Consider the following 23,860-nt stretch of genomic DNA (forward strand, 5'->3'; position numbering starts at 1 on the left):
AGGAGGCACGACCGTGCGAGCAGGACGTGTGCGCACCGCCCTGAGGGGCTGGGGCGGAGTGACGGCGATGGCGGTCGTCTGCGCCCTGGTGGCGTTCGCCGCCCTGTGCCTGCCCCGGAAGGCCGTCACGGTGGTCGGCACCGGGCCCGCCGGGACCACCGCCACCGCGGACATCGTCCGGGCCGGTGCCGAGGAGGACTGCGAGGCCCCGGAGAAGCAGACGCTCTCCCCCTCCGGCGACGACGGCGACACCATCGCGGCCATCAAGAGCCGTACGGGCGAGAAGCGCAAGCTGGTCGTCGGCGTCGACCAGAACAGCTACCGCTGGGGCTACCGCGACCCGAACGGCGGCGAGTCGGGCGAGCTGGAGGGCTTCGACATCGACCTCGTGCACCGCATCGCCGAGGAGATACTCGGCGACCGGGACGCGGTGCAGTTCAAGGCGATCCCCACCGATCAGCGCATCCCGGCGATCCAGGACGGCCGTGTCGACATGGTGGTCCGCACCATGACGATCAACTGCGACCGCATCCGGGACGTCGCCTTCTCCGCGCCGTACTTCAAGACCGGCCAGCAGGTCCTGGCGCCCAAGTCGTCGCCCGTGAAGGGCTACGACGACACGCTCGCGGGCCGCAGGATCTGCACGGCGGCGGGATCCACGGCGCACGCCAAGCTGGAGGCGGACAGGAAGGACGGCCGGCTCCCCGCCGGCACGGACATCTCCACGACGGTCCCGAACCAGCTCGACTGCCTGGTCAGGCTGCAACTCGGCGAGGTGGACGCCGTGGTCACCGACGGCGCGCTCGCCGCGAGCCAGGCGGCCCAGGACCCGACGGTCCAGCTCAAGGGCGAGGCCTTCACTGCCGAGTACTACGGCGTGGCGATGAAGAAGGGTGCGGACGACCTGGTACGCCGGGTCAACCGGATCCTGGTGGACTACCGCAAGGACGGCGACGACGGCTGGCAGGCCTCGTACGGGAAATGGCTGTCCGCCACACTGGGCAAGGATGCGGAGAAGTCGGAACCCCCGGCACCGGAGTACCTCCGCACGAGCTGACCCGCACCGCGACCGACGACCAGGCCCCCGACCGGCACAACCGCAGCGAGAGGTGATCGATGGGCGTCACGGGACCCGCCGGGCCGGTGATGGACCGGGACGAGGTGGACCGTGCGCTGGCGCGGCTCGGCGCGGAGCACGAAGCGATCGAGACCTCGCTCCTGGCCCTCCAGGACCACGCGGGCCGCAGGCTCCTGGAGGGTGCCGCACTGACCGGCGTCACCCGGGAGCGCTGGGCGGCCACGGACGCGTCGATCACCCTGCTGTGGACCTACTTCGACGCGTACACGGACGCGTTGCGCTCCGCCCGCGACATCCGCGCCCGGCGGCGCTGGTCCAGCCGTGAGGACCTGGTGGAGCTGACCGAGCTGCTGAACGGCGAGCCGGTCACCGTCGCGGGCGGCGCCGCGGCGACGGCCAACGCGGCTGCTCCGCACGGCGGTTCGACGAAGCTCAGCGAGCGCTACTCGCTCGCCGGACTGGTGGACCGGATGAACGAGCTGTACGCGACCAGCCTGGACGTGGTGGTCGCCGCGGACGCCGTCTGGTCGGCGCTGCCGGCCCGGATCGACCTGCTGGCCGCCGAACTCCAGCGCACTCGGCGGCTGGCGCACTCGGTCGGCGTGCGGCCCGGCGAGCATCCGTCGGGTGACGACCTGGAGCGCATCACCCGTACGCTGACCCGGCTGCGCGAGCAGGTGATCTCCGACCCGCTGGCGTTCTGGGTGGCTGCCGAGGGCAGTTCGGCGCCGGGCGGCGGCCGCCCGGACACCACGGTGTACGACCGCGAGGCGCGGGCCCTGGAGGACGTGCGGCGGGAGATCGACGCGGTCCTGACGGTCCGCCAGGACGCCGAGACCAGGATCGTGAAGCTGCGGGACGTGCTCAGCCGCGCGGACCGCACCCTCGCCGAGGCGCGCACCGCCCGGGGCGAGGTGCTGGCGAAGATCGCGGCGACGGAGGTGCCGGTGGTCAGCGGTCCCCCGACCGCGCTCCAGGAGCAGCTGGCGGCGGCCGCGGAGTACCGCAGGCAGGCCCAGTGGCACCGGCTCTCGCCGCTGCTGGAGGCGCTGGAGGAGAAGGCCGAGGACGAACTGCTGCGCGCCCGCGAGTCGTTGAGCGCGGTCACCGCGCCGCTGGCGGTCCGCGCCGAGCTGCGCGGCCGGCTCGACGCGTACCGGGCGAAGGTGGCCCGGCACGGTTTCGCCGAGGACGCGCTGCTGGTGGAGCGGTACGAGAAGGCGCGTCGCATGCTGTGGAGCGCGCCCTGCGACCTGCGCGCCGCCGAACAGGCCGTGCTGCGCTACCAGCAGGCGGCGGCCGAGCTGCTCGGCGGCCCGCGGGTGCCGGACCACCCGGGCGGGGCCGAGGACGACCGGAGGGGGCCGGACGCATGAGCGACCAGGGGAAGCCGATGAGCCGGGCACCGCACGAGCCGCCCGGCCCGTCCGGGCGTGCCTGCCAGCGCCCCGGCTGCGACGGCGCGTACGAGGACGTGGGCGGCGGCGAACTGTACTGCGGTACCTGCGGCCTGGCCCCGGTCGTCGCGCCCCGGAGCCCCTCCTCCGAGGGCGGCATGGTGGGTTCGTCCCCCACGGGCGTCGCCTCCGGGGGCGGGAGCGGCTCCCGCGGGTCCTCGGGCAGCCGTAGTGCGGGTACGTCCTCGCAGTCGTCGCGCTCCCGCCGCTCGGTCTCGGGCCGGCTGTCCCGCTCGGTGTCGGGCAGGTCCACGGGCCGCTCGGTGTCCGTGCGCAGCTCCGGGTCGGCCTCCGGTACCGCTTCCCGGGCGCGGCTGGGCGCCGGGCTGGTGCAGGTGCCGCCGATCCCGCGGCCCGACCCGCGCGCGATGGTGCTGGACGACCCCGAGGTGCCCGAGCGCAAGCGGTTCTGCTCCCGGTCGGACTGCGGGGCCCCGGTGGGCCGGGCGCGCGGCGACCGGCCGGGCCGCACGGAGGGCTTCTGCACCAAGTGCGGCCACCCGTACTCGTTCGTGCCGAAGCTGCGCACCGGTGACGTGGTGCACGGGCAGTACGAGGTGGTGGGCTGCCTCGCGCACGGCGGCCTGGGCTGGATCTACCTCGCCGTGGACCGCGCGGTCTCGGACCGCTGGGTGGTCCTCAAGGGCCTGCTGGACACGGGCGACCAGGACGCGATGGCGGCGGCGATCTCCGAGCGGCGCTTCCTCGCGGAGATCGAGCACGCCAACATCGTGCGGATCTACAACTTCGTGGAGCACCTGGACCAGCGCACCGGCTCCCTCGACGGCTACATCGTCATGGAGTACGTGGGCGGCAAGTCGCTCAAGGAGATCGCCAACGCCCGGCGCACCCCGCAGGGCCGGCGTGACCCGCTGCCGGTGGAGCAGGCGTGCGCGTACGGCATCGAGGCGCTGGAGGCGCTGGGGCACCTGCACAGCCGCAACCTGCTCTACTGCGACTTCAAGGTCGACAACGCCATCCAGACCGAGGACGAGCTGAAGCTGATCGACATGGGCGCGGTGCGCAGGATGGACGACGAGGAGTCGGCCATCTACGGCACGGTGGGCTACCAGGCGCCCGAGGTCGCCGAGACCGGGCCGTCCGTGGCGAGCGACCTGTACACGGTCGCCCGCACCCTCGCCGTGCTGACCTTCGACTTCCAGGGCTACACGAACGTCTACGCCGACTCCCTGCCCGACCCGGACCACATCGAGGTGTTCCGGCAGTACGAGTCCTTCTACCGGCTCCTGGTGCGCGCCACCGACCCCGATCCGGCCCGCCGGTTCGCCTCCGCGCAGGAGATGACGGAGCAGCTCACGGGCGTGCTGCGGGAGGTCGTCTCGCTCCAGACGGGCCGGGCCCGGCCCGCTCTGTCCACCCTGTTCGGTCCGGAACTGCGGGTGACGGACACGGAGTTGTTCCCCCGGCTGGACGGCGAGGTGTCCCGGCTGGGCGCGCGGGCGACGGGGACGGGACGCCGCGCCGGCGCCGCGCTCCCGGCCCGGGCCGTCGCTCCGCCGTCCGGTGCGGCCGCATCCGTCGCCGGGCTCGTCAAGCGGGTCGACACCCGCGCCGCCGCCCTGGCCCTGCCGGTGCCCCGGGTGGATCCGACCGACCCCAACGCCGGTTTCCTCGCGGGCCTGATGACCTCCGCCCCGGCGGAGCTGCTCGGGGCCCTGGAGGCCGCGCCGGCCCCGTCGACCGAGACGCGGCTGCGGCAGGTGCGGGCCCGGCTGGAGACCGGTGAGCCGGGTGCCGCGCTGGAGTCGCTCGCCGCCCTGGAGGACGAACGGCCCGACGACTGGCGGGTGGTCTGGTTCCGGGGCCTGGCCGCGCTGGTGACCGGAGACGACGAGGGCGCCGCGCTGGCCTTCGACGCGATCTACGACGCCTTCCCCGGCGAGATCGCCCCGAAGCTGGCGCTGGGCCTGTGCGCGGAGGTGCTGGGCCAGCTGGACAACGCCGCCGAGTACTACCGGCTGGTGTGGGCGACCGACCCGAGCCATGTGAGCGCCGCGTTCGGCCTGGCCCGTGTCCAGCTGGCGACCGGCGACCGGCGCGGCGCCGTGCGGACGCTGGAGTCCGTGCCGGAGTCCTCCATCCACTACACGGCCGCGCGGGTGGCGGCCGTCCGGGCACGGCTGCGCGGGCGCACGGCCACGGCCTCGGACGTGCCCTTCCTGGAGGACCTGACGGCCGCCGCGGCACAGGTGGAGGCGCTCGACGCCTACGGCCTGGATCCGGCGCGGCGGGAGCAGTTGTCGGCCGAAGTCCTCGGTTGCGCCCTGGACTGGGTACTCTCCGGGGGCCAGGGTTCCTCCCCTCCCGCCGCCGGGGGGCGGACGCTGCTCGGCAGCGGCCTGGACGAGCGGGGACTGCGTTTCGGACTGGAACGCTCGTACCGCATGCTGGCCCGGCTGGCGCGGGGCGGCGAGGAGAGGATCGACCTGGTGGAACGTGCCAATCGTTACCGCCCCCGGACGTGGGTGTAGTTGATGTCGCAGATGCCCCGGTTGTCCGCATGCCCGAGCTGCGAGGAACCCCTCGAGTCGGGTGACCGTTTCTGCGGCGCGTGCGGATACGACCTGTCCGCCGTGCCGGCACGGCCCGAGGACAACCCGACCATCGCCCTGAACGGCGCGGTGCCCGCCCAGGGCGCCCCGGCCGCCGCGTACCCCGAGCCCCCGCAGGCCCCGCCGGCCGGCGCGGCCCCGGGCGCCGGCGCACCGCCCCCCGGTGCGCCCCCGTCCCCGGCGGCGGGGGTGCGGTTCGACCGGCCGCCGCAGCCGGAGGGCTACGCGCCGGAGATCTACCGCACCCAGCCGGACGAGTACCCCCTCCAGGTGCCGGACCCCCGGGTGTCCGCCGAACAGGCGGCCCCGCCCGCCGCTGCCGGCGGCAAGGTCTGCGTCGCCTGCCGGGCCGGCCGCGTGGACGACGACGGCTACTGCGAGAACTGCGGCCACGCCCAGCCGCGCGAACGGGACCACATGGAGCAGGAGTCCGGGCCGGTGGCCGCGGTCAGCGACCGCGGCCTGCGCCACCACCGCAACGAGGACGCGTTCGCCCTCGGGACCACCACGCTGCCCGACGGCTCGCCCGCCTCCGTGGCGATCGTCTGCGACGGCGTCTCCTCGGCGACCCGGCCCGACGACGCCTCGGCGGCCGCGTCGAAGGCCGCGAGCGAGACGCTGCTGGCGGCCCTGCCGCGCGGCACGCACCCGCAGCAGGCCATGCACGAGGCGATCGTCGCCGCCTCCCACGCGGTCAACTCGCTGGCGGAGGAGCCGGCCACGGCCCGCGAGCACGCCCCGCACCAGAACGCCCCGGCCTGCACCATCGTCGGCGCCGTGGTGACCTCGGGGCTGCTGATCGTCGGCTGGGTCGGCGACAGCCGCGCCTACTGGGTCCCGGTCGACCGCGGCGCTCCCCCGGCCCGGCTCACCGAGGACGACTCCTGGGCGGCGCAGATGGTCGCCGCGGGCCTGATGAACGAGGCCGAGGCCTACGCCGACGAGCGCGCCCACGCCATCACCGGCTGGCTCGGCGCCGACGCCTACGAACTGGAGCCGCACACCGCCGCGTTCAAGCCCGACCGCCCCGGTGTGGTGATCGTCTGCACGGACGGGCTGTGGAACTACGCCGAGGGCGCCGAGGAGATGGCCCGCATCGTGCCGCTCGACGCCGCCGGGCAGCCGCTGCACAGCGCCCGCGTGCTCGTCGGTCACGCCCTGGACGGCGGGGGCCACGACAACGTAACAGTGGCGCTCGTGCCGTTCCCGGCGGTGCCGCAGGGGGCAGGATCGGCCTGAGGCCACGCTCGGGGGTGGCTCGGCGGACCGGAGGGGACTGGTCCGCCCACCGTCGTGACCCCGCTGCCGGCGGGGTCTCCGGAGGGGGATCGAAACAGGCATGGCCAATTTCTCGAAGGCGAGCGCGCCCCGGTTCTCGGTGGACGTCTATCAGAACGAGTACCTGCCGGAGGGCGCCCGCGAGGTCAACGCCATCGTCACGGTGACGGCGACCGGCGGCGGCACCCTCGGCAGCGCGGTCGGCGCACCGCAGCTGTACGCACCCGGGCAGGGTCCCTCCGCCGCGGTGGCGATCATGGTCGACTGCTCGGGGTCGATGGACTACCCGCCCGCCAAGATGCGCAACGCGCGCGACGCCACCGCCGCCGCGATCGACACCCTGCGCGACGGCGTCCACTTCGCGGTGATCGGCGGGACGCACGTCGCCAAGGAGGTCTACCCCGGCGGCGGCCGGGTCGCCGTCGCCGACGCCACCACCCGCGCGCAGGCCAAGCAGGCGCTGCGGGCGCTCGGCGCGGGGGGCGGCACGGCCATCGGCACCTGGCTGCGGCTGGCCGACCGTCTGCTGTCCTCCGTGGACGTCGCCATCCGCCACGGCATCCTGCTCACCGACGGCCGCAACGAGCACGAGTCGGCCCAGGACCTGAGGGCCGCGCTCGACGCGTGCGCGGGCCGTTTCACCTGCGACGCACGCGGGGTCGGCACCGACTGGGAAGTGAAAGAAGTCACAGCGATCGCCTCGGCGCTGCTCGGCACCGCCGACATCGTCGCCGATCCGGCCGGTCTGGCCGCGGACTTCACGCGGATGATGGAGACGGCGATGGGCAAGGAGGTCGCGGACGTCTCCCTGCGGCTGTGGACCCCCGTCGACACCACGGTGAAGTTCGTCAAGCAGGTCGCCCCCGCGGTCGAGGAACTGACCGGCCGGCGCACCGAGGCCGGCCCCCGCGCCGGCGACTACCCGCTGGGTTCCTGGGGCGACGAGTCCCGCGACTACCACCTGTGTGTGCAGGTCCCGGCCGCGCACATCGGGCAGGAGATGCTGGCGGCCCGCATCTCGCTGGTCGTCCCGCAGCCCGACGGCGGCGTCCACAACCTCGGCGCGCAGGGCCTGGTCCGGGCCGTGTGGACGGACGACATGGTCGCCTCCACGTCGATCAACCCCCAGGTCGCCCACTACACCGGGCAGGCCGAACTGGCCCAGGTCATCCAGCAGGGGCTCGATCTGCGCAAGTCGGGCGATATCGACGGAGCAACGGCCAAACTGGGCCGGGCCGTTCAGCTCGCGAGTGCCTCGGGGAACGCCGATACTGCGAAACTGCTTGCGAAGGTGGTGGACGTGGTCGACGCCGCGACCGGTACTGTGCGACTGAAGGCGAAGGTCGCGGAGGCGGACGAGATGACGCTCGAAACCCGGTCCACCAAGACTGTTCGCGTCAAGAAGTGACCTGGAAGAGATCGAAGGAGGGACGCGCCGACATGCCGACCTGCCCGAACGGACACCAGTCGGGTTCCGACGACTGGTGCGAGGTCTGCGGTCACCGCATGGCGGGTGCCGTGCCTCCGCCTCCTCCCCCTCCGCCCCCCGGCGGCTACGGCTTCCCGCCGCCGGCCGGCCAGGGCGGCCCCGGCGGCCCCGGCGGCCCCGGTGGGCAGCCCGGCGGGCGCCCGCCGCACCTGTCCGCCGAGCCGGAGCTCTGCCCGCAGTGCCGTACGCCGCGTGAGGGCGGCGCCCCGTTCTGCGAGGAGTGCCGGTGGAACTTCCTCACCAACACGGCGACCTCGTACACCCCCGCGGCCCCGCCGCCGCCCGGTCCGGGCGCGCGCTTCCAGCCGCCGGGTCCCGGTGGCCCGGGCGGCCCGGGCGGCCCGTCGTACGGCAGTGGCAGTGACGCGTTCGACTACCAGGGCTCGCGCCCCTCGCAGGTGAACCGCCCGGCCGAGCCGATCCCGCCCTTCGGCGGCGATCCGTCCGGCCGTCCCGGCCCGGGTGGTCCCGGTGGCCCCGGTGGCCCGGGTGGTTACGGGGCGCCCGGTGGCCCGGGCGGTCCGTCCGGCCCGCCCGGATTCGGCAACGACCCCTCGCGTCCGGTCCCGCCGCCGCCCGGCCCCGGTGGCCACGGCGGCCCGGGGGGCCACGGCGGCCCGGGTGGACACGGCGGCGGTCCCGGCGGCTACGGGGGTGGGCAGGGTGGCCCCGGCGGTCCCGGCGGCGCTCCGCAGGCGTTCCACCAGTCCGGCCCGCCGGCCCCGCCCGCCTTCCCGCAGGAGACGCAGCGGCCCCCGCAGCAGGGCGGTCCGGCCTTCGGCGGCGGTGACGACGACTGGGTGATCTCCCCGCCGTCGCACACCGGCCCCGGCGGACACGGCGGCCCGGGCGGTCCCGGCCACGGCGGTCCCGGCGGCCCCGGTCAGGGCGGCTACGGCTACCCGCAGCCCGGTGCCACCCAGGCCCCGCCCGGCCCGGGCGGCTTCCCGCAGCAGCACCAGCCGCAGCAGGGACCGGCGACCTGGACCGCGACGATCGGCCCGGACCGCGAGTACTTCCTGGCGATGATGCAGCGCTCCGGCCCCGAGGCCGCCGGGCTGAACCTGCCCGCGTACTCCCCTGAGCAGCAGCGCACGCTCACCGGGAACCAGATCACCATCGGCCGCCGCCGGCACTCCACCGGCGACACACCCGACATCGACCTGTCGGTGCCGCCGGAGGACCCGGGCGTCTCGCACCAGCACGCGGTGCTGGTGCAGCAGCCGGACGGCAGCTGGGCGGTCGTCGACCAGAACTCGACGAACGGCACGACGGTCAACGGCTCGGAGGAGCCCATCCAGCCGTTCGTCCCCGTCCCGCTCCAGGACGGCGACCGGGTGCACGTGGGCGCCTGGACGACGATCACGATCCGTCGCGGCTGAGCCGCGCGGCTCAGCCCTACCGCCGGCACCGCGTGGCGCCCGTCAGGACGGGAGGGGCCAGGCGTACGGCCCCTCCGGGTCGTCCAGCCAGGCCCACTCCCGTTCGCCGCTGACGGTGATGCCGTAGCGCTCGCGCTGCGGTCTGCCCTCCTGCTCCCACAGCGACAGCGCCTCCTCCGGGTCGATGCTGCCGCGGGTCAGGGCCAGCAGGAAGCGGAACAGGTCGTCCTCCCTGGCCCGGCGGGGCACCCCGCCGAGCTGGAACGGCTCCGCGGCCCGGCCGGCCCCGCGCAGCGGCACGAAGTAGGCGGGCGTGTGCAGGAAGCGCCCCTCGGCGTGCGAGGCGTCGGTCACGGTGAGCGCGAGCAGGCCGGTGGCCAGCGGCAGCAGGATCCGTCCGCCCGGCCGGCTCTGGGCGAGCCAGGCCGGCGGTACGGAGGTCAGGGCGCAGGTCGCGATGATCCGGTCGAAGGGCGCGCGCTCCGGCACGCCCCGGGCGCCGTCGCCGGTGACGACGACCGGGTGGTGCCCGGCCGCGGCCAGGTGCCGGCGGGCCGACTCGGTGATCTCCGGGTCCAGGTCGACACTGGTGACCTTGTCGTCGCCGAGCCGGTGGCACAGCAGCGCGGCGTTGTAGCCGGTGCCCGCCCCGATCTCCAGGACCGTGTGCCCCTCGCGGACGTCCAGCTCCGTCAGCATGTCCGCCATGAGCGAGGGCTGGCTGCTGGAGGACAGCAGCTCCCCGTCGCGCAGCCGGGTCGCCAGCGGCACGTCCTCGTAGGCACCCCGTATCCACCGCTCCCGCGCCTGCGGGTCGGGGCTCTCGCCCCAGCGGCGCTCGAAACCGCCGGCGACGGCCACGTAGTAGTACGGCACGAACAGGTGGCGCGGGACCGCCGCGAAGGCCTCCCGCCAGGCGGGGTCGGCCGTCCAGGCCCCGCTGGCCTCGATGCGCCGCACCAGCCCCGCCCGCGCGCTGGCGCCGAGGTCCTCGAGTTCCCTGCCGGGTGCGTGCCCGCCCATGTCTCCACAGTAAGCGGCGGGCCTGGGGCCGGTCGTTCCGATCACGGGTGGTGGGACCTAGGTCTTGAGTCCTATGCCGGGGCGTCTGAGACCATGGAACGCGTGACAGAGATTCGGCGCGGCACGCTTCAGGAGCAGACCTTCTACGAGCAGGTCGGCGGGGAGGAGACCTTCCGCCGGCTCGTCCACCGTTTCTACGAGGGGGTCGCCGGGGACCCGCTGCTGCGGCCCATGTACCCCGAGGAGGACCTCGGCCCCGCCGAGGAGCGCTTCACGCTGTTCCTCATCCAGTACTTCGGCGGCCCGACGACGTACAGCGCCAACCGTGGGCACCCGCGGCTGCGGATGCGCCACGCGCCGTTCCAGGTGGACCGCGCGGCGCACGACGCCTGGCTGAAGCACATGCGGGTGGCGGTCGACGAGCTCGGGCTGTCCGAGGAGCACGAGCACACGCTGTGGAGCTACCTGACCTACGCGGCCGCCTCGATGGTGAACACCCCGGGCTGACGACCTGCCCCGGTGGCCGGTCAGCGGACGCTGACGTCCAGGGCCCCGAGCCCGGCCCGCCGTACCGCGACCGACCCGTAAGGCGTGCGCAGCCGCAGCCACGCGCCCGAGGAGAGCAGCCCCAGCGGGGCGCCGGGCCGCAGGAAGCCGAGCGACTGCGCCGCGTGCACGGCCCGGACCGGCAGCGGGGTGTCCCCGACCGTGCGGGACCAGATGTCCCGGCCGATGCGGTCCAGCTCGCCGCGGGTGCGCCGCTCCTCGGGCAACTCCCCCGTCCGGGCGCGGAATTCGGCCACCGCGGCGGCCACCAGCGACCGGAGGGCGTCGGGCCCGGGCAGTCCCGGTTCGGCCCGCCAGCCGCTGCGGGGCGGCAGCACCCCGGCCCACGGCGGCCCGGTCACGGCCTGCGGCACGGCGGCCGTGGCGGCCTTCTCGTCCACCGACTCCAGCAGCTCACCGGCGGACACGGTCACGTCCAGCGTGACCTCCAGGCCCTTCTCGTACGGCTTGGCCAGCCGCACCGCGCGGACCGCCAGCACCTCGAAGGACGGCGGCCGGCCGAAGACGGCCAGTGCGGTGCCGGCGGCCTGCAGGCGCACCGCGGCCCCGCGGTCGTAGTGGAGCAGCCGGGAGAGGAAGGCCGCGAGGTCCGCCGCCTCCCCCTCGTCGGCGAGGTGCAGGACCGTCATGCCGCGACGGCCTCCTCCTCGGCGTCATCCATGTACGCGCGGAGGAACTCCCGCTCCTCCTCGGTGATCCGGCGCGGGCGCTGCGCCTCGAAGTCGAACGGCACGATCACCGTCGACGCCCGCACGTAGACCTGGTCGCCGTCCTTCACCTCGTAGGTGAGGGTGAAGGACGCGGCCCTTATCTCGGTGACCCACAGCTCGATGTCCACCGGGTGGTGGCGGTGCACGAGCTGCCGCTTGTAGTCGATCTCATGGCGTGCCACCACGGACCCCTGCTTGAAGTCCTTCTCCGGGCGGAACAGGAAGTCGATACGGGCCTCCTCCAGGTAGCGGAGGAACACCACGTTGTTGACGTGGCCGTACGCGTCCATGTCCGCCCAGCGCAGCGGGCAGCGGTAGATGTGCCGCAAGATCAGCCCCGGGTCAGCTTCTTGTAGGTGGCACGGTGCGGACGGGCGGCGTCCGGGCCGAGCCGCTCGACCTTGTTCTTCTCGTACGACTCGAAGTTGCCCTCGAACCAGAACCACTTGGAGTCGCCCTCGTAGGCGAGGATGTGCGTGGCCACGCGGTCCAGGAACCACCGGTCGTGGGAGACGACCACGGCGCAGCCGGGGAACTCCAGCAGCGCGTTCTCCAGGCTGGAGAGGGTCTCGACGTCGAGGTCGTTGGTCGGCTCGTCGAGGAGCAGCAGGTTGCCGCCCTGCTTGAGGGTGAGCGCGAGGTTCAGCCGGTTGCGCTCACCGCCGGAGAGCACCCCGGCCGGCTTCTGCTGGTCCGGCCCCTTGAACCCGAAGGCGGAGACGTACGCCCGCGACGGCATCTCGACCTGGCCGACGTTGATGTAGTCCAGCTCGTCGGAGACGACGGCCCACAGCGTCTTCTTGGGGTCGATGTTCTCGCGGCTCTGGTCGACGTAGGAGATCTTGACGGTGTCGCCGACCTTGATGGCGCCGGAGTCCGGCTCCTCGATGCCCTGGATCATCTTGAACAGGGTGGTCTTGCCGGCGCCGTTGGGACCGATGATGCCCACGATGCCGTTGCGCGGGAGGGTGAAGCTGAGGTCGTCGATGAGCAGCTTCTCGCCGTAGCCCTTGCTGAGGTTGCTGACCTCGACGACGACGTTGCCCAGACGCGGGCCCGGCGGGATCTGGATCTCCTCGAAGTCCAGCTTCCGCATCTTGTCGGCCTCGGCGGCCATCTCCTCGTAGCGGGCCAGACGCGCCTTGGACTTGGCCTGCCGCCCCTTGGCGTTGGAGCGGACCCACTCCAGCTCTTCCTTGAGCCGCTTCTGCCGCTTGGCGTCCTTCTGGCCCTCGACCTTGAGGCGGGCGGCCTTGGTCTCCAGGTACTTGGAGTAGTTGCCCTCGTAGGGGTAGAGGCGACCGCGGTCGACCTCGCAGATCCACTGGGCGACGTTGTCCAGGAAGTACCGGTCGTGGGTGACCGCGACGACGGTGCCCGGGTACTGGGCCAGGTGCTGCTCCAGCCAGTTCACCGACTCGGCGTCGAGGTGGTTGGTGGGCTCGTCGAGCAGCAGCAGGTCGGGCTGCTCCAGCAGGAGCTTGCACAGCGCGACGCGGCGGCGCTCACCACCGGACAGGTTGGTGACGGGCCAGTCGCCGGGCGGGCAGCCCAGGGCGTCCATGGCCTGCTCCAGCTGCGCGTCGAGGTCCCACGCGTTGGCGTGGTCGAGCTGCTCCTGGAGCTTGCCCATCTCGTCCATGAGCTCGTCGGTGTACTCGGTCGCCATCTGCTCGGCGATCTCGTTGAACCGGTCGAGCTTGCCCTTGATCTCGGCGACACCCTCCTGGACGTTCTCCAGGACGGTCTTGTCCTCGGTCAGCGGGGGCTCCTGGAGCAGGATGCCGACCGTGTAACCCGGCGTGAGGAAGGCGTCACCGTTGGACGGCTGCTCGATCCCGGCCATGATCTTGAGGATCGTCGACTTTCCGGCGCCGTTCGGGCCGACGACGCCGATCTTCGCCCCCGGGAGGAAGCTCGTCGTCACGTCGTCGAGGATCACCTTGTCGCCGTGCGCTTTGCGCGCCTTGCGCATGGTGTAAATGAACTCAGCCAAGAGAAACCGTCCGGCAGCTTGAATCTGACAGTGGGCAGATACACCCCATCTTGCCGTACCGCCAGGGCTGGGCGGAAACGCGTATGGCGGGGGGCGGCTGACCTGGCATTTCTCTGCTGCCGACTGCGGGGCGACTGTCACTGTCGGTCGCCTTTGGTCGACCTCGGGCACCCTCACACGGCCCAGAGACGGCCCAGCCCGATGGTGCGGCTCCCCCGCCGCGCGGCGCTACGGTGCTGCCGTGACCAGCTCATCGGAGCGCCCCCTCCTCTTCCTCGACGTCGACGGCCCACTGATCCCGTACGGGTCTTCGGCGGGTCATGAGGAGGTCCCTGCCGCCTCCCCTACGACCGTCGATCAGGGGAACCCACTGCTGGCCCGACTCGACCCCGGGATCGGGGAACGCCTCATTGCTCTGGGCTGCCAGCTCGTCTGGGCGACGACCTGGCTGGAAGAGGCGAACGAAGTAATCGCCCCGCGCATCGGCTTGCCGAGGCTGCCGGTGCTGGAGTGGCCGGACACCGACGCAGGAGGAACCCCACGGGGTCTCCACTGGAAGACCCGCCCCATGATCGAGTGGGCCGCTGGCCGACCCTTCATCTGGGTCGACGACGAGATCAGCGGCATGGACCGCTTCTGGGTCGACGCCAGTTGCCCGGGGCCTTCACTGCTGCACCAGGTCGAGCCGACCAAGGGCCTCAATGACGCCGACTTCTCCGCGCTCGCCAGATGGCTCGGTACCGTCGCACCGAGTTGAGCGCGGCCCGCTGACGCTAGGGCAGGATGTCAACGGAACACCTGCGGAAATGGGCAGACTTCCAGTGGCTCCTCCGGCCGATCCGCCCACCGCCACCAGGTATGCCGATCAGCGCACCGCCATAGAGATCGGCAGGCCCTCCGGCCGTCGTCGTCTCTCTTGACCAGTACACGACCCCCCGACTTCAAGGGCTGCCTGCACTCGGGACAGGACAGAGCGTCGTCGGCCATACGGCGAACCCTAGGCGTGGCTATCGGTTGATTGGGATCTCACAGACGATCTGAACGCCCCTTCAGGAGTTCGATCGCTCCTCGGCACCACCGGGGAATTACCCGGCCACACTGGTCGTGGCGGACCGCTCAGGAGTGCCGGCGTCCGGCGTCGTTGATGTCACACGTGGATGTCAGAAGGGACCAACCCCGGTCGCTCGCTGGCACGATGGTTGCGTGGTTGACCTGAAGCACGTCAGAGCAGAGTCCGTGGCGTACTTCCGAGCACTCGATGAGAACGCCACCCTACGGCACCACTTCCGTCACGCCGACGAGGAGGGCGGTCTGTGGTACATCGAGGCCGTACCCGACCGCGGTGAGTTGATTGTCGTCAAGCAAGCCGAACTGACCTCGGCCGGCCGACTCCACCGGTACAGCTGGGAGCACCTGGAGGACGAGCACGGCGGCCTGACAGACCAAGCGATCGACGCTGAAGAGGATCTGCTGGAGGCCATCCCGGCTGAGGAGTTCCAGCTGGTGTGGACGCGGTGATCACGACGGACAACCACTTTAGGGGAAAGGCTGGGTGATCCCCCTCCTGAGCTGCGGTTTCACCGGGCAAGGTCGCGGGCGGGACTCGCCCATGAGGCACCCCCATGGCCCATAGGAGTCCGCGCTCGTCCGCCGTTGTCCGTCGACGTTGTCACGCAGTTGGAAACTCAAGGTGCTTGATCTCAGCCCACCGCTGGACTAGCTCCATGACGTTCGTAGAGTTGCTTAACTTGCTTGACCCAGAAGCTGAACTTCTCATCGGCCGACGCGCTCATGGGCAGAAGTTCGAGTTCCTTGGCCAGCTGATAGAAGCCAGAGCCAGCGTCGTTGGCACCCAGGTAGTTCACCAGGGCCGAGAGCATGACAGCCGGGTCTGAGGGCGCGATCTCCTGGTCTCGTTCCACGATCAGCCCGAGCAGATACCCCATCGCGGCCCGTTCGTCAGCACGCTCGAAGTCGAACGGGCGGCAGCCTGCTCGCCTGGCCAGAATCACGTTGAGCTCCGTGTACGAGGTGAGCTTGCCCAGCTTCGCTCGCTCGACGAGGAAGCCATGACCGGCGTGTACCAGCTCTTCCCATTCACTGTCCGCGCGGCCGTATCTAGACATCCCCGCCCCCTGAGCTACATCGATCCGTGAGCGGGAACGTACAGTGCTGGCGCAGTGCCCACAATCGCTCGATGGGCTGAGCACTGCAGCTCCGGGGCACGGCGAGAAATACCCCATCTTGCCGTACCGCCAGCCCTGGGCGGAAACGCGTATGAGTCGGGGGCTGTGACCTGTGGGTTCGTGGGGAGCGGCTGAGATACGGCGGTCACTGTCGGTTGCCACAGGTGACGGGAGGTGCCCCCTCGCGCGGCGTGAGCCTGTGCCAAGATCCCGGGATGCTGAGACTCACCGATTTCATCATCGACTGCCCGGACACGATGGAGTTGGCGGCGTTCTACTCCGAGGTGACGGGCCGGCCGGTCAAGGAAGGCAGCTCCGAGGACTGGGCCGGTATCCAGTTCGGCGAGATCGAGTTGGCGTTCATCCGGGTGGACGGCTACCGCGCTCCGCAGTGGCCCGACGGCGAGCACCCCAAGCAGTTCCACCTCGACTTCGAAGTGGACGAGTTCGAGCCCGAGCAGCGCCGCGTCCTGGCCCTCGGCGCGACGCTGAAGCAGGACTTCATCGGCCCCAACGGCTACGGCTGGCAGGTCTACACCGACCCCGTCGGCCACCCCTTCTGCCTGTGCCGCAACAAGGGCGTCGTCTGGACCGACCAGGGCCCGATCTGGCCCGAGCGCGGCTGATCAGCCCGGGCCCGCCTGCTCGGCTCCGCCTGGGTCGACGCCGTACGGGTCGGGCGTCGCGTCCGAGAGGTTCGGCCGCAGGTGCTCGCCGGCGTCCCCGACCTGCTGTACGGCTGCGTCGAATCGGTTGAGGACCGGCCGTTACGCGCCGGGCATTCCGGGGCACTGCTGAACGCCGGAGTGGACGACGAGAAGGGACCGTCATGGTTGAGTCGTCGCAGAGCGTCACGGTCGTGGCTCTCCTGGCGGATCCGGACGCGCCGACCGAGGTCGCCCAGCACATCGCCCGGGACATGCCCGCCCGGCTCGCGGACGCGTCGGGCCGCCACCGGCGGTTCGCCGTCGAGGTGGTGAGCGAGCCCTTCACCGCGGGGACCGAGGACCCGACCACGATGACCCGCCGGCTCATGGACCGGCGACGGGGAGAGGATTGGGACGTCGTCGTGGCCCTCACCGACCTGCCGTTGCACTCACAGGGCCACAAACTCGTCGTGGATCTGAGTCATGAACACGGCCTGGCACTCCTGTCCCTCCCCTCCCTGGGCGGACTGCGCTTCCAGAGCAGGGCCCGGCGCGCGGTCGAGGAGGCCGTGCTCAGCCTGGCGGATGCGCAGTCCGCCCAGGGCGGAAAGCCTGTTCAGGATCGGTCGCTGGGAGACACCGGTCGCCTTGCGTCCGTTCACCCGGCCCGGGTCGGCGACGAGGAGGCCGCGGACCTCCGTTATGTGGTCGGTGGGCCGCGCGGCTACCTGAGGGTGCTCGGCGGCATGGTCCGGGCCAACAGGCCGTGGCGCTTGGTCCCGGGCCTCTCCAAGGCCCTTGCGGCCGCACTCGCCACCGGAGCGATCGCCACCGTGAACTCCACCGTCTGGAGCCTGGCCGCATTCCTCGACACCCCGCGGCTCGTGATCGCCACGGTCGGGTCCGTCGCCCTCATGATCGGCTGGCTGATCATCGACGCGCACCTGTGGCATCGGAAGGCGCAGGACTCGCCGGAGGAGAGGAAGCGGGCGGCGCTCTACAACGCGTCGACGGTCGTGACCGTGGGCATCGGGGTGCTCGTCTGCTATGCGGGGTTGCTGGTCGTCAACGTGCTGTGGGGGCTCTTCATCCTCAACGACCAGGTGTTCGCCTCCATGACGCGGACGCCGCTGCATGCCGCGGAGTACTGGACGCTGGCCTGGTTCGTCGCTTCGGTCGCCACGGCCGGTGGTGCGCTGGGGTCGGGCCTGGAGAGCGACGAGGCGATCCGGGCGGCCGCCTATTCCAAGAGTCCGGCCGCACGCTGGGGCACGAGAACCTGGGCCAGGTCGTGGAGGTCGGCTCGGCCGTCCGCAAGGTCCAGGTCGGCGAGTACGTGGTCCTGCCCTCAACATCGCCTGCGGCTTCTGCAAGCAGTGCGAGCGGGGCCTGACCAACTACTGCCTGACCATGCAACCGGAACCCGCCCTCGCCGGAGCCGCCTACGGCTTCGCCGACATGGGCCCCTACCAGGGCGGCCAGGCGGAACTGCTGCGCGTGCCCTACGGCGACTTCAACGCGCTGCGCCTGGGCGAGGACGCCGCCGAGCGGCAGAGCGACTACGTGATGCTCGCCGACATCTTCCCCACCGGCTACCACGCCACCGAGATGGCCAACGTCAAGCCGGGCGACCAGACGATCGTCTTCGGGGCCGGTCCCGTCGGGCTGATGGCGGCCTACTCCGCCGTGCTCAAGGGCGCCGGCTGCGTCTGGGTGGCCGACCACCAGCCCGACCGGCTGGCCAAGGCGGAGGAGATCGGGGCCATCCCGATCAACACCGCCGAGCAGGACCCGGCCGAGGTCGTCAAGGAGGCCACCCTCGGTCTGGGCGCCGACAACGGGTGTGAGTGCGTCGGGTACCAGGCACACGACTCCGAGGGACACGAGGACGCCAGCCTCACCCTCAACAGCCTGATCGACTCGGTGAGGTTCACGGGCGACATCGGCGTCGTGGGCGTGTTCCTGCCCCAGGACCCCGGCGGCGAGGAGGCGCAGGGCGAGTGGGAGGCACAGGGCAAGGTGCCCATCGACTTCGGGATGATGTGGTTCAAGGGCCAGCGCATGGGGACCGGCCAGGCTCCGGTGAAGAAGTACAACCGGGCGCTGCGGGACCTGATCGCCGGCGGGAAGGCTACGCCGAGCTTCGTCGTCTCCCACGAGCTCAGCCTGGACGAGGCCCCCACCGCCTACGAGCACTTCGACGCCCGTGACGACGGCTGGACGAAGGTGCTGCTGCATCCCGACGGCCACAGCAACGGCCACAAGCAGTAAGGAGGCCGGGGCCGCCCGCCCGCTGCGGCACCACACCGGGCGGGCGGCGACCCCCGTCCGGCCCCGGTTCTCCCGCATGTCAGGAGCACTGATGACGACCGCACGTCAGGAGCACTGATGACGACAGACACCCGCTCCACCTCCCGCCTGCGACACGATCCGCTCGTACGTGGCCTCGGCTGGGCCAGTGCGTTCCTGGGCGTGCCCCAGGTCGTCGCCCCGGCGGGCTTCGCACGGGCCCTGGGCGTGGGCGACGCCCCCCGGCACCGGTCGGCCACGACGGCCGTCGGCGTGCGCGAACTGGCTGCGGCGACCGGCCTGTTGGGACGGCCGCACCCCGTCTGGCTCTGGGGTCGCGTCGGCGGCGACCTCATGGACCTGACGATGCTCGCCAGAGCCCTGAAGAACCACAACGGTCGCGGTCTCGGACGCACCGTCGCTGCGACGGCCGCGGTCACCGCCCTCACCGCCACGGACGTCTACGCGGCCGTGACCCGCACGCGCAGGAGCGCCCCCATGGAACTGACCGCGGCCACCACCGTCACCCGGTCCCCGGACGAGGTGTACACCCTCTGGAAGGACCTGGAGCGACTGCCGGAATTCATGGTGCACTTGGACGACGTGCACGTGACCGGCCCGCGCACCAGTCACTGGAAGGCCGACGCACCGTTCGGCAGGACCGTCGAATGGGACGCCGAGATCACTCAGGACGTCCCGGGCCGACTGATCGCGTGGCGGTCGGTGGAGGGCGCCGACATCGGCAACTCCGGCGAAGTCCGTCTCGTGCCGGCCCCGGGCGGGCAGGGCACGGAGATCCGGGTGTCCCTGCGCTACGAACTGCCCGGCGGGGCGGTGGGCAAGGCGGCCGCCCGCTGGTTCGGCGAGGAGCCGCACCAGCAACTGGACGACGACCTGCGCCGGTTCAAGCAGATCGCGGAGACCGGTGAGGTCGTCCGCTCCGAGGGCGCACCCGGCGGCAAGCGGGCCCGGGGCGAGTTCCCGCAGCACCCGGCCCGACCGCTGACCGAGGACGAGCTGAAGGAGGCACTGGCATGAAGGCCACCTGCTGGACGGGACGCAACTCGGTCGAGGTGCAGGACGTTCCGGACCCCTCGATCCTGAACAGCCGCGACGCCATTGTGAAGATCACCTCGACGGCGATCTGCGGCTCCGACCTCCATCTGGTCGACGGCTACGTGCCGACCATGGAGAAGGGCGACATCCTGGGCCACGAGTTCATGGGAGAGGTCGTCGAGGTCGGCCCCGGCATCAGCGACGGCACACTGCGCGTCGGCGACCGGGTCGTGGTGCCCTTCCCCATCGCCTGCGGCGCGTGTGCGTCCTGCCGTGCGGAGCTGTACTCGTGCTGCGAGAACAGCAACCCCAACGCGGGCATCTCGGAGAAGATGTTCGGTCATCCCACCTGTGGCATCTACGGGTACTCCCACCTCACCGGCGGCTTCGCCGGTGGCCAGGCCGAGTACGCGCGGGTGGTGCTCGCCGACGCCAACGCCCTCAGGATCGAGTCGGATCTGACCGACGAGCAGGTGCTCTTCCTGTCCGACATCCTGCCGACCGGTTACATGGGCGCCGGCATGTGCGACATCCAGCAGGGTGACGTCGTCGCCGTCTGGGGTGCCGGGCCGGTCGGCCAGTTCGCCATGGACAGTGCCCGGGTCCTGGGCGCGGAGAAGGTCGTCGCCATCGACAAGGAGGACTACCGCCTCGACATGGCCGCCGCCCAGGGCTACACCACCATCGACTTCGAGGACACCGACGTACGGTCCGCCCTGCTCGAACTCACCGGTGGCCGGGGCCCCGACAAGTGCATCGACGCGGTCGGCCTGGAGGCCACGCACGGCGCCTCCCACGTCCACCTCTACGACCGTGCCAAGCAGGCGGTCCGCTCCGAGACCGACCGGCCGCACGTGCTGCGCCAGGCCATCATGTCCTGCCGGAGCGGAGGCGTGGTCTCGGTCATCGGCGTCTACGGCGGGATGATCGACAAGTTTCCGGCGGGTGCCTGGATGAACCGGTCACTGACGCTGCGGACCGGCCAGTGCCACGTGCAGAGGTACATGCGACCGCTGCTGGACATGATCGAGCAGGGCAGGATCGATCCCACCCGGATCATCACCCACCGCCTGCCCCTGTCCGAGGCACCGACCGGCTACGACCTGTTCAAGAACAAGAAGGACCACTGCGAGAAGGTCGTCCTCACCCCGTGAGGTCCAGAAGAATGCCGGGCCCTCCCGTGCCCGCACGGGAGGGCCCCTTCTGCGACCGGGCGGCTGTCAGTCGCCGCGGAGCGTCCTGCGGAAGGCGACGCAGTCCTCGTACGCCGGGAGCAGACCCCGCGCCTCCGCCTCGGCCAGCGTCGGTGCCTGCTCGTCCTTCGGGGACAGCAGCGGTTCGATGCCGGCCGGCCAGTCGATGGCGAGGTCCGGGTCCAGCGGGTGGATGCCGTGTTCCCGCTCGGGGGCGTAGCCCTCGGAACAGAGGTAGACCACGGTCGCGTCGTCCGTCAGCGCGAAGAAGGCGTGGCCGAGGCCCTCGGACAGGTAGACGGCGTGGTGGGTCCGGTCGTCCAGCCGGACCGCCTCCCACTGCCGGTACGTCGGTGAGCCGACGCGTATGTCGACGACAACGTCGACGACCGCACCCCGGACACACGTGACGTACTTGGCCTGGCTCGGCGGCACGTCGGCGAAGTGGATGCCGCGCAGGGTGCCCCGCCTGGAGACGGAGCAGTTGGCCTGGGCCAGCGTGAGGTCCTGTCCCGTCGCCTCGCGGAATTCGGCGCCGCGGAACCACTCGTGGAAGCTGCCGCGGTCGTCGGGGAACACCTTGGGCTCCAGCACCCAGGCTCCCTCAATACCCAGTGGTCGCATGTCCTGATCCTCGTTCGCGTCGTGCGGTCACTTCTTCAGGGTCCGACGGATCTTGCGGACCGCGCGGCGCAGGAACGTCGGCTTCGCCGGTCGCGAGCCGGGCCCGCGCCGGGCGGGACCCTGGGCCGCCAGGTCGGCGGCGGCCGCAGCCAGGCGCTTGACCACGGCCTCGCCGCCCGCCGGCACCTCCAGCGCCAGCGGGAGCTGCACCGGCTTGCCGGCTCCGAGCGACGGCAGGGTCAGGTCCATCCGCCAGTGGCCCTCCGCCGGCTCGCCGGACGGGAGATCAGCGCGCAGGTCGGCGTCACCGGTGGTGCGGCCGGTCAGCGTGGCGGCGACCTCGACCGACCGCCCGGACGCGACGTCGGTGAGCTTCAGGGCCGCCTCGCACTCGCCCTGGACGTGGAACGGCAGAACGGCGGAGAGGCGCCCGGGGCTCGTCGTGACGGTCACGTCGCCGGGAGCCAGGCCGGCGAACTCGTACGCGAGGCGGTTGGTCTTCTGGTCGACGTCGAGCGAGAGGTTGCCGTGCGGGTCGGTCCAGTACGGCAGGACCGTACGGGCCGGGGAGCCGACGACGGCGGCGCGGCGCCCGTGTCCGGCCTGGTCGGTGCGCACGGAACCGAGGCGTGTCTCCTTCGTCCATCCGCAGGAGCTGATGCGGATGAGCACGTCCCAGATGCCCGCGTCGAGCGGGGCGCCGTTCGCCGCCGAGAGCGGGTCGACCAGCGAGGTGGCGCGCAGCACCTGGCGGAACCGGCCCTCCCGGCTCTCCTGGCCCTCCCCGTCCTCCCGGCTCTCCCCATCCTTCCGGCTCTCCCCGCTCTCTCCGCTGCCCTCGCCTTCCACGGCGAGCTTCTCGCGGGTGAGTTCCACGGGCTGGAAGAACTCCGCAGCCGTCGCGCGCTCCCGCACCACCAGGTCCACCTTGGACTTGTCCAGCGGGGCGGAGGTGTCGGCGCCGAGCAGGGCGATGGCGCTCAGACCGGTCCGCGACAGAGGCGGAATCAGCACGTCCTTCTCCCCGTCGGCACGGAAAGTGAGAGGCTCGCCTCCCGACCTGTACTCGGCGGTGAAACCGATCGCCAGCCTGCCGTTCTCCCAGCCGAGGCTCTCGAGGGAACCGAAGGGCTTGATTCCCGCCTCCCATCGCGCGAACTCCTCGATCTCGGCCAGACGATTGGCCGAGATCAGACCGGCGACGATCTGCTGGGTGGGTTGCAGACCCGCTGCGACACCGGGCCCGAAACGCTCGACGACCACCTTGTGGATCTCGTCGAACAGTTCTTGGCGGTAGTCCTCGGGCAGGCTCAGCAGACGCTGTCCGCGCAAACGCTCGACCATCTCGTTACGCAGCCAGCGGCGGAAGAGCCGGTCGCGCAGCGGCCCCGGTTCGGTGAGTTCCTCGACCACGTCGAGAGCCTCACGGAGGTTGGTGAAATAGCCGACCGGGTCGAAACGCTGGAAGCCCGCGTTGGAGGCGTCCTCGCGCTTGACGTGGTAGTAGCAGAGATAGTCGCTGAGAACGGCGACGTTCTCGGCCCGCAGGTAGGCCTCCGTGACGAAGACGTGGTCCTCCAGACGGCGGCGCCCCTCCTTGAAGCGGAGGTTGTGCTTGTCCAGGAACTCCTTGCGGAACATCTTGTGCGGGGTGAGGCTGTCGATCAGCGGGGCATTCTCGACGTTCGCGTGCGGCCGGTTCCTGCGGAACAGTTCGAGCGGGACGGGGCGGCCTTTTCCGGCCATCTTCCCGACGATGACGTCGGCGTCGTTGCGCACCCCGTAGTCGTACATGCGCTCAAGGGCCTCGTCGCCCAGCCAATCGTCGTTGTCCACGAACTGGATGAACTCGCCCTTGGCCGCCTCGATGCCGACGTTGCGCGGCTTGCCCGACCACCCGGATCCCTCCTGGTGGACGACGTGCATGTGCGGGTACTCGGCAGCCAGCCGGTCGAGGCGCTCGGGTGTCTCGTCGGTGGAGCCGTCGTCGACGAAGATCGCCTCGTACTCGTCGTCCGGCAGGCTCTGGCGCAGAAGAGAGGCGATGCAGTCCTCGATGTACTTGCCCGGGTTGTAGACCGGGACGACCACGCTCACCTTGATGGACATGTCTCTTCTTCCGCCTCAGTTGCTGGGACTCACCACGGCATGAACCGGCGCGCAACGCCGCTCGTCGAAGGCAAGGCTAACGGGTGACGACCGGGCCGCGGCCACGTCAAACCGACGGTCGCCGACGCGAACAGAACGAGTAACACCCGTAAGGTTTCGGCAAACTGCGGTGGAACACAGGACAGGAGCCGGGCACAGCCCCG

Annotated in this window: 19 protein-coding genes and 2 pseudogenes; 14 read left to right on the forward strand and 7 right to left on the reverse strand. The window is 71.5% G+C overall.

Features of this window, described 5'->3' with window-relative positions:
* The first annotated feature begins 13 nt into the window (after nucleotides 1-13).
* From ACZ6ZN_RS11270 to ACZ6ZN_RS11295, 6 genes are all read left to right on the forward strand, one after another.
* On the forward strand, nucleotides 14-1,057 hold the full coding sequence (locus ACZ6ZN_RS11270; protein ID WP_469645133.1) for a glutamate ABC transporter substrate-binding protein: 1,044 nt from the start codon (nucleotides 14-16) through the stop codon (nucleotides 1,055-1,057).
* 59 nt (nucleotides 1,058-1,116) lie between these two features.
* Nucleotides 1,117-2,454, forward strand: a complete 1,338-nt coding sequence (locus tag ACZ6ZN_RS11275; RefSeq protein ID WP_398110284.1) for a hypothetical protein — start codon at nucleotides 1,117-1,119, stop codon at nucleotides 2,452-2,454.
* A 17-nt stretch (nucleotides 2,455-2,471) separates the two neighbouring features.
* Entirely contained in the window at nucleotides 2,472-5,027 is a 2,556-nt protein-coding gene (locus ACZ6ZN_RS11280; protein ID WP_469645671.1) for a serine/threonine-protein kinase, read from the forward strand.
* 3 nt (nucleotides 5,028-5,030) lie between these two features.
* Nucleotides 5,031-6,347, forward strand: a complete 1,317-nt coding sequence (locus ACZ6ZN_RS11285; protein WP_469645136.1) for a PP2C family serine/threonine-protein phosphatase — start codon at nucleotides 5,031-5,033, stop codon at nucleotides 6,345-6,347.
* 100 nt (nucleotides 6,348-6,447) lie between these two features.
* Nucleotides 6,448-7,794, forward strand: coding sequence for a vWA domain-containing protein (locus ACZ6ZN_RS11290; RefSeq protein ID WP_451878062.1), 1,347 nt, complete (start codon nucleotides 6,448-6,450; stop codon nucleotides 7,792-7,794).
* Between the two features lie 32 nt (nucleotides 7,795-7,826).
* Nucleotides 7,827-9,257 (forward strand): FHA domain-containing protein, encoded by a 1,431-nt coding sequence (locus ACZ6ZN_RS11295; protein WP_469645139.1) that lies wholly within the window; start codon nucleotides 7,827-7,829, stop codon nucleotides 9,255-9,257.
* A 42-nt stretch (nucleotides 9,258-9,299) separates the two neighbouring features.
* Here the strand turns inward: ACZ6ZN_RS11295 and ACZ6ZN_RS11300 are convergent, their stop codons facing one another.
* Entirely contained in the window at nucleotides 9,300-10,280 is a 981-nt protein-coding gene (locus ACZ6ZN_RS11300) for a methyltransferase domain-containing protein (protein WP_469645142.1), read from the reverse strand.
* A gap of 93 nt (nucleotides 10,281-10,373) precedes the next feature.
* Here ACZ6ZN_RS11300 and ACZ6ZN_RS11305 point away from each other — a divergent pair, with 93 nt between their 5' ends.
* Nucleotides 10,374-10,787, forward strand: a complete 414-nt coding sequence (locus tag ACZ6ZN_RS11305) for a globin (protein ID WP_333933369.1) — start codon at nucleotides 10,374-10,376, stop codon at nucleotides 10,785-10,787.
* Between the two features lie 20 nt (nucleotides 10,788-10,807).
* Here ACZ6ZN_RS11305 and ACZ6ZN_RS11310 read toward each other — a convergent pair whose 3' ends face one another.
* The 3 genes from ACZ6ZN_RS11310 to ettA are packed head-to-tail and all read right to left on the reverse strand — an operon-like array spanning nucleotide 10,808 to nucleotide 13,553.
* A complete protein-coding gene (locus tag ACZ6ZN_RS11310; RefSeq protein WP_451878058.1) occupies nucleotides 10,808-11,476 on the reverse strand; it encodes a DUF8185 domain-containing protein in 669 nt (222 codons plus the stop codon).
* Entirely contained in the window at nucleotides 11,473-11,886 is a 414-nt protein-coding gene (locus ACZ6ZN_RS11315) for an acyl-CoA thioesterase (RefSeq protein WP_398110278.1), read from the reverse strand. Before ACZ6ZN_RS11315 ends, ACZ6ZN_RS11310 begins: the two co-directional genes overlap by 4 nt.
* A 2-nt stretch (nucleotides 11,887-11,888) precedes the next feature.
* On the reverse strand, nucleotides 11,889-13,553 hold the full coding sequence (ettA, locus tag ACZ6ZN_RS11320) for an energy-dependent translational throttle protein EttA (protein WP_469645147.1): 1,665 nt from the start codon (nucleotides 13,551-13,553) through the stop codon (nucleotides 11,889-11,891).
* A 241-nt stretch (nucleotides 13,554-13,794) separates the two neighbouring features.
* Here ettA and ACZ6ZN_RS11325 point away from each other — a divergent pair, with 241 nt between their 5' ends.
* The gene (locus ACZ6ZN_RS11325; RefSeq protein ID WP_469645150.1) at nucleotides 13,795-14,310 is read left to right on the forward strand and encodes an HAD domain-containing protein; all 516 of its coding nucleotides are present in this window, start codon (nucleotides 13,795-13,797) and stop codon (nucleotides 14,308-14,310) included.
* A gap of 446 nt (nucleotides 14,311-14,756) precedes the next feature.
* Complete coding sequence (locus ACZ6ZN_RS11330; protein WP_469645151.1) at nucleotides 14,757-15,071, forward strand: hypothetical protein; 315 nt, start codon at nucleotides 14,757-14,759, stop codon at nucleotides 15,069-15,071.
* A gap of 182 nt (nucleotides 15,072-15,253) precedes the next feature.
* Here the strand turns inward: ACZ6ZN_RS11330 and ACZ6ZN_RS11335 are convergent, their stop codons facing one another.
* Entirely contained in the window at nucleotides 15,254-15,679 is a 426-nt protein-coding gene (locus ACZ6ZN_RS11335) for a hypothetical protein (protein ID WP_469645154.1), read from the reverse strand.
* Nucleotides 15,680-15,954: 275 nt separating this feature from the next.
* Here ACZ6ZN_RS11335 and ACZ6ZN_RS11340 point away from each other — a divergent pair, with 275 nt between their 5' ends.
* From ACZ6ZN_RS11340 to ACZ6ZN_RS11360, 5 genes and pseudogenes are all read left to right on the forward strand, one after another.
* Nucleotides 15,955-16,365, forward strand: coding sequence for a VOC family protein (locus ACZ6ZN_RS11340; protein WP_469645156.1), 411 nt, complete (start codon nucleotides 15,955-15,957; stop codon nucleotides 16,363-16,365).
* A gap of 203 nt (nucleotides 16,366-16,568) precedes the next feature.
* A pseudogene (locus ACZ6ZN_RS11345) lies at nucleotides 16,569-17,651 on the forward strand (hypothetical protein); the annotation flags it as partial.
* Nucleotides 17,621-18,657 (forward strand): annotated as a pseudogene (locus tag ACZ6ZN_RS11350) (glutathione-independent formaldehyde dehydrogenase); the annotation flags it as partial. The pseudogenes ACZ6ZN_RS11345 and ACZ6ZN_RS11350, both read left to right, overlap by 31 nt.
* A 117-nt stretch (nucleotides 18,658-18,774) precedes the next feature.
* Complete coding sequence (locus tag ACZ6ZN_RS11355; RefSeq protein WP_469645158.1) at nucleotides 18,775-19,713, forward strand: SRPBCC family protein; 939 nt, start codon at nucleotides 18,775-18,777, stop codon at nucleotides 19,711-19,713.
* Nucleotides 19,710-20,885, forward strand: coding sequence for a zinc-dependent alcohol dehydrogenase (locus tag ACZ6ZN_RS11360; protein WP_469645161.1), 1,176 nt, complete (start codon nucleotides 19,710-19,712; stop codon nucleotides 20,883-20,885). The genes ACZ6ZN_RS11355 and ACZ6ZN_RS11360 overlap by 4 nt, the downstream gene beginning before the upstream one ends.
* Nucleotides 20,886-20,951: 66 nt before the next feature.
* On the opposite strand, the gene rfbC is transcribed toward ACZ6ZN_RS11360, so the two are convergent.
* Nucleotides 20,952-21,548: a dTDP-4-dehydrorhamnose 3,5-epimerase gene (gene rfbC, locus ACZ6ZN_RS11365; protein WP_469645162.1), complete on the reverse strand. Its 597-nt coding sequence runs from the start codon at nucleotides 21,546-21,548 to the stop codon at nucleotides 20,952-20,954.
* Nucleotides 21,549-21,575: 27 nt separating this feature from the next.
* Nucleotides 21,576-23,657, reverse strand: a complete 2,082-nt coding sequence (locus ACZ6ZN_RS11370) for a glycosyltransferase (protein WP_469645165.1) — start codon at nucleotides 23,655-23,657, stop codon at nucleotides 21,576-21,578.
* Nucleotides 23,658-23,860: the final 203 nt, after the last annotated feature.

This window comes from Streptomyces sp. NPDC053665 (genome assembly GCF_055585285.1).

What these genes read in the sequence shown, in the direction of transcription:
- ACZ6ZN_RS11335 (WP_469645154.1), bottom strand. Translation starts at nt 15,679, where the DNA reads ATGTCTAGATACGGCCGCGCGGACAGTGAATGGGAAGAGCTGGTACAC.
- ACZ6ZN_RS11360 (WP_469645161.1), top strand. Translation starts at nt 19,710, where the DNA reads ATGAAGGCCACCTGCTGGACGGGACGCAACTCGGTCGAGGTGCAGGAC.
- ACZ6ZN_RS11305 (WP_333933369.1), top strand. Translation starts at nt 10,374, where the DNA reads ATGGAACGCGTGACAGAGATTCGGCGCGGCACGCTTCAGGAGCAGACC.
- ACZ6ZN_RS11310 (WP_451878058.1), bottom strand. Translation starts at nt 11,476, where the DNA reads ATGACGGTCCTGCACCTCGCCGACGAGGGGGAGGCGGCGGACCTCGCG.
- ACZ6ZN_RS11290 (WP_451878062.1), top strand. Translation starts at nt 6,448, where the DNA reads ATGGCCAATTTCTCGAAGGCGAGCGCGCCCCGGTTCTCGGTGGACGTC.
- ACZ6ZN_RS11300 (WP_469645142.1), bottom strand. Translation starts at nt 10,280, where the DNA reads ATGGGCGGGCACGCACCCGGCAGGGAACTCGAGGACCTCGGCGCCAGC.
- ACZ6ZN_RS11275 (WP_398110284.1), top strand. Translation starts at nt 1,117, where the DNA reads ATGGGCGTCACGGGACCCGCCGGGCCGGTGATGGACCGGGACGAGGTG.
- ACZ6ZN_RS11355 (WP_469645158.1), top strand. Translation starts at nt 18,775, where the DNA reads ATGACGACAGACACCCGCTCCACCTCCCGCCTGCGACACGATCCGCTC.
- ACZ6ZN_RS11295 (WP_469645139.1), top strand. Translation starts at nt 7,827, where the DNA reads ATGCCGACCTGCCCGAACGGACACCAGTCGGGTTCCGACGACTGGTGC.
- ACZ6ZN_RS11280 (WP_469645671.1), top strand. Translation starts at nt 2,472, where the DNA reads ATGAGCCGGGCACCGCACGAGCCGCCCGGCCCGTCCGGGCGTGCCTGC.
- rfbC (WP_469645162.1), bottom strand. Translation starts at nt 21,548, where the DNA reads ATGCGACCACTGGGTATTGAGGGAGCCTGGGTGCTGGAGCCCAAGGTG.
- ACZ6ZN_RS11285 (WP_469645136.1), top strand. Translation starts at nt 5,031, where the DNA reads ATGTCGCAGATGCCCCGGTTGTCCGCATGCCCGAGCTGCGAGGAACCC.
- ACZ6ZN_RS11340 (WP_469645156.1), top strand. Translation starts at nt 15,955, where the DNA reads ATGCTGAGACTCACCGATTTCATCATCGACTGCCCGGACACGATGGAG.
- ACZ6ZN_RS11370 (WP_469645165.1), bottom strand. Translation starts at nt 23,657, where the DNA reads ATGTCCATCAAGGTGAGCGTGGTCGTCCCGGTCTACAACCCGGGCAAG.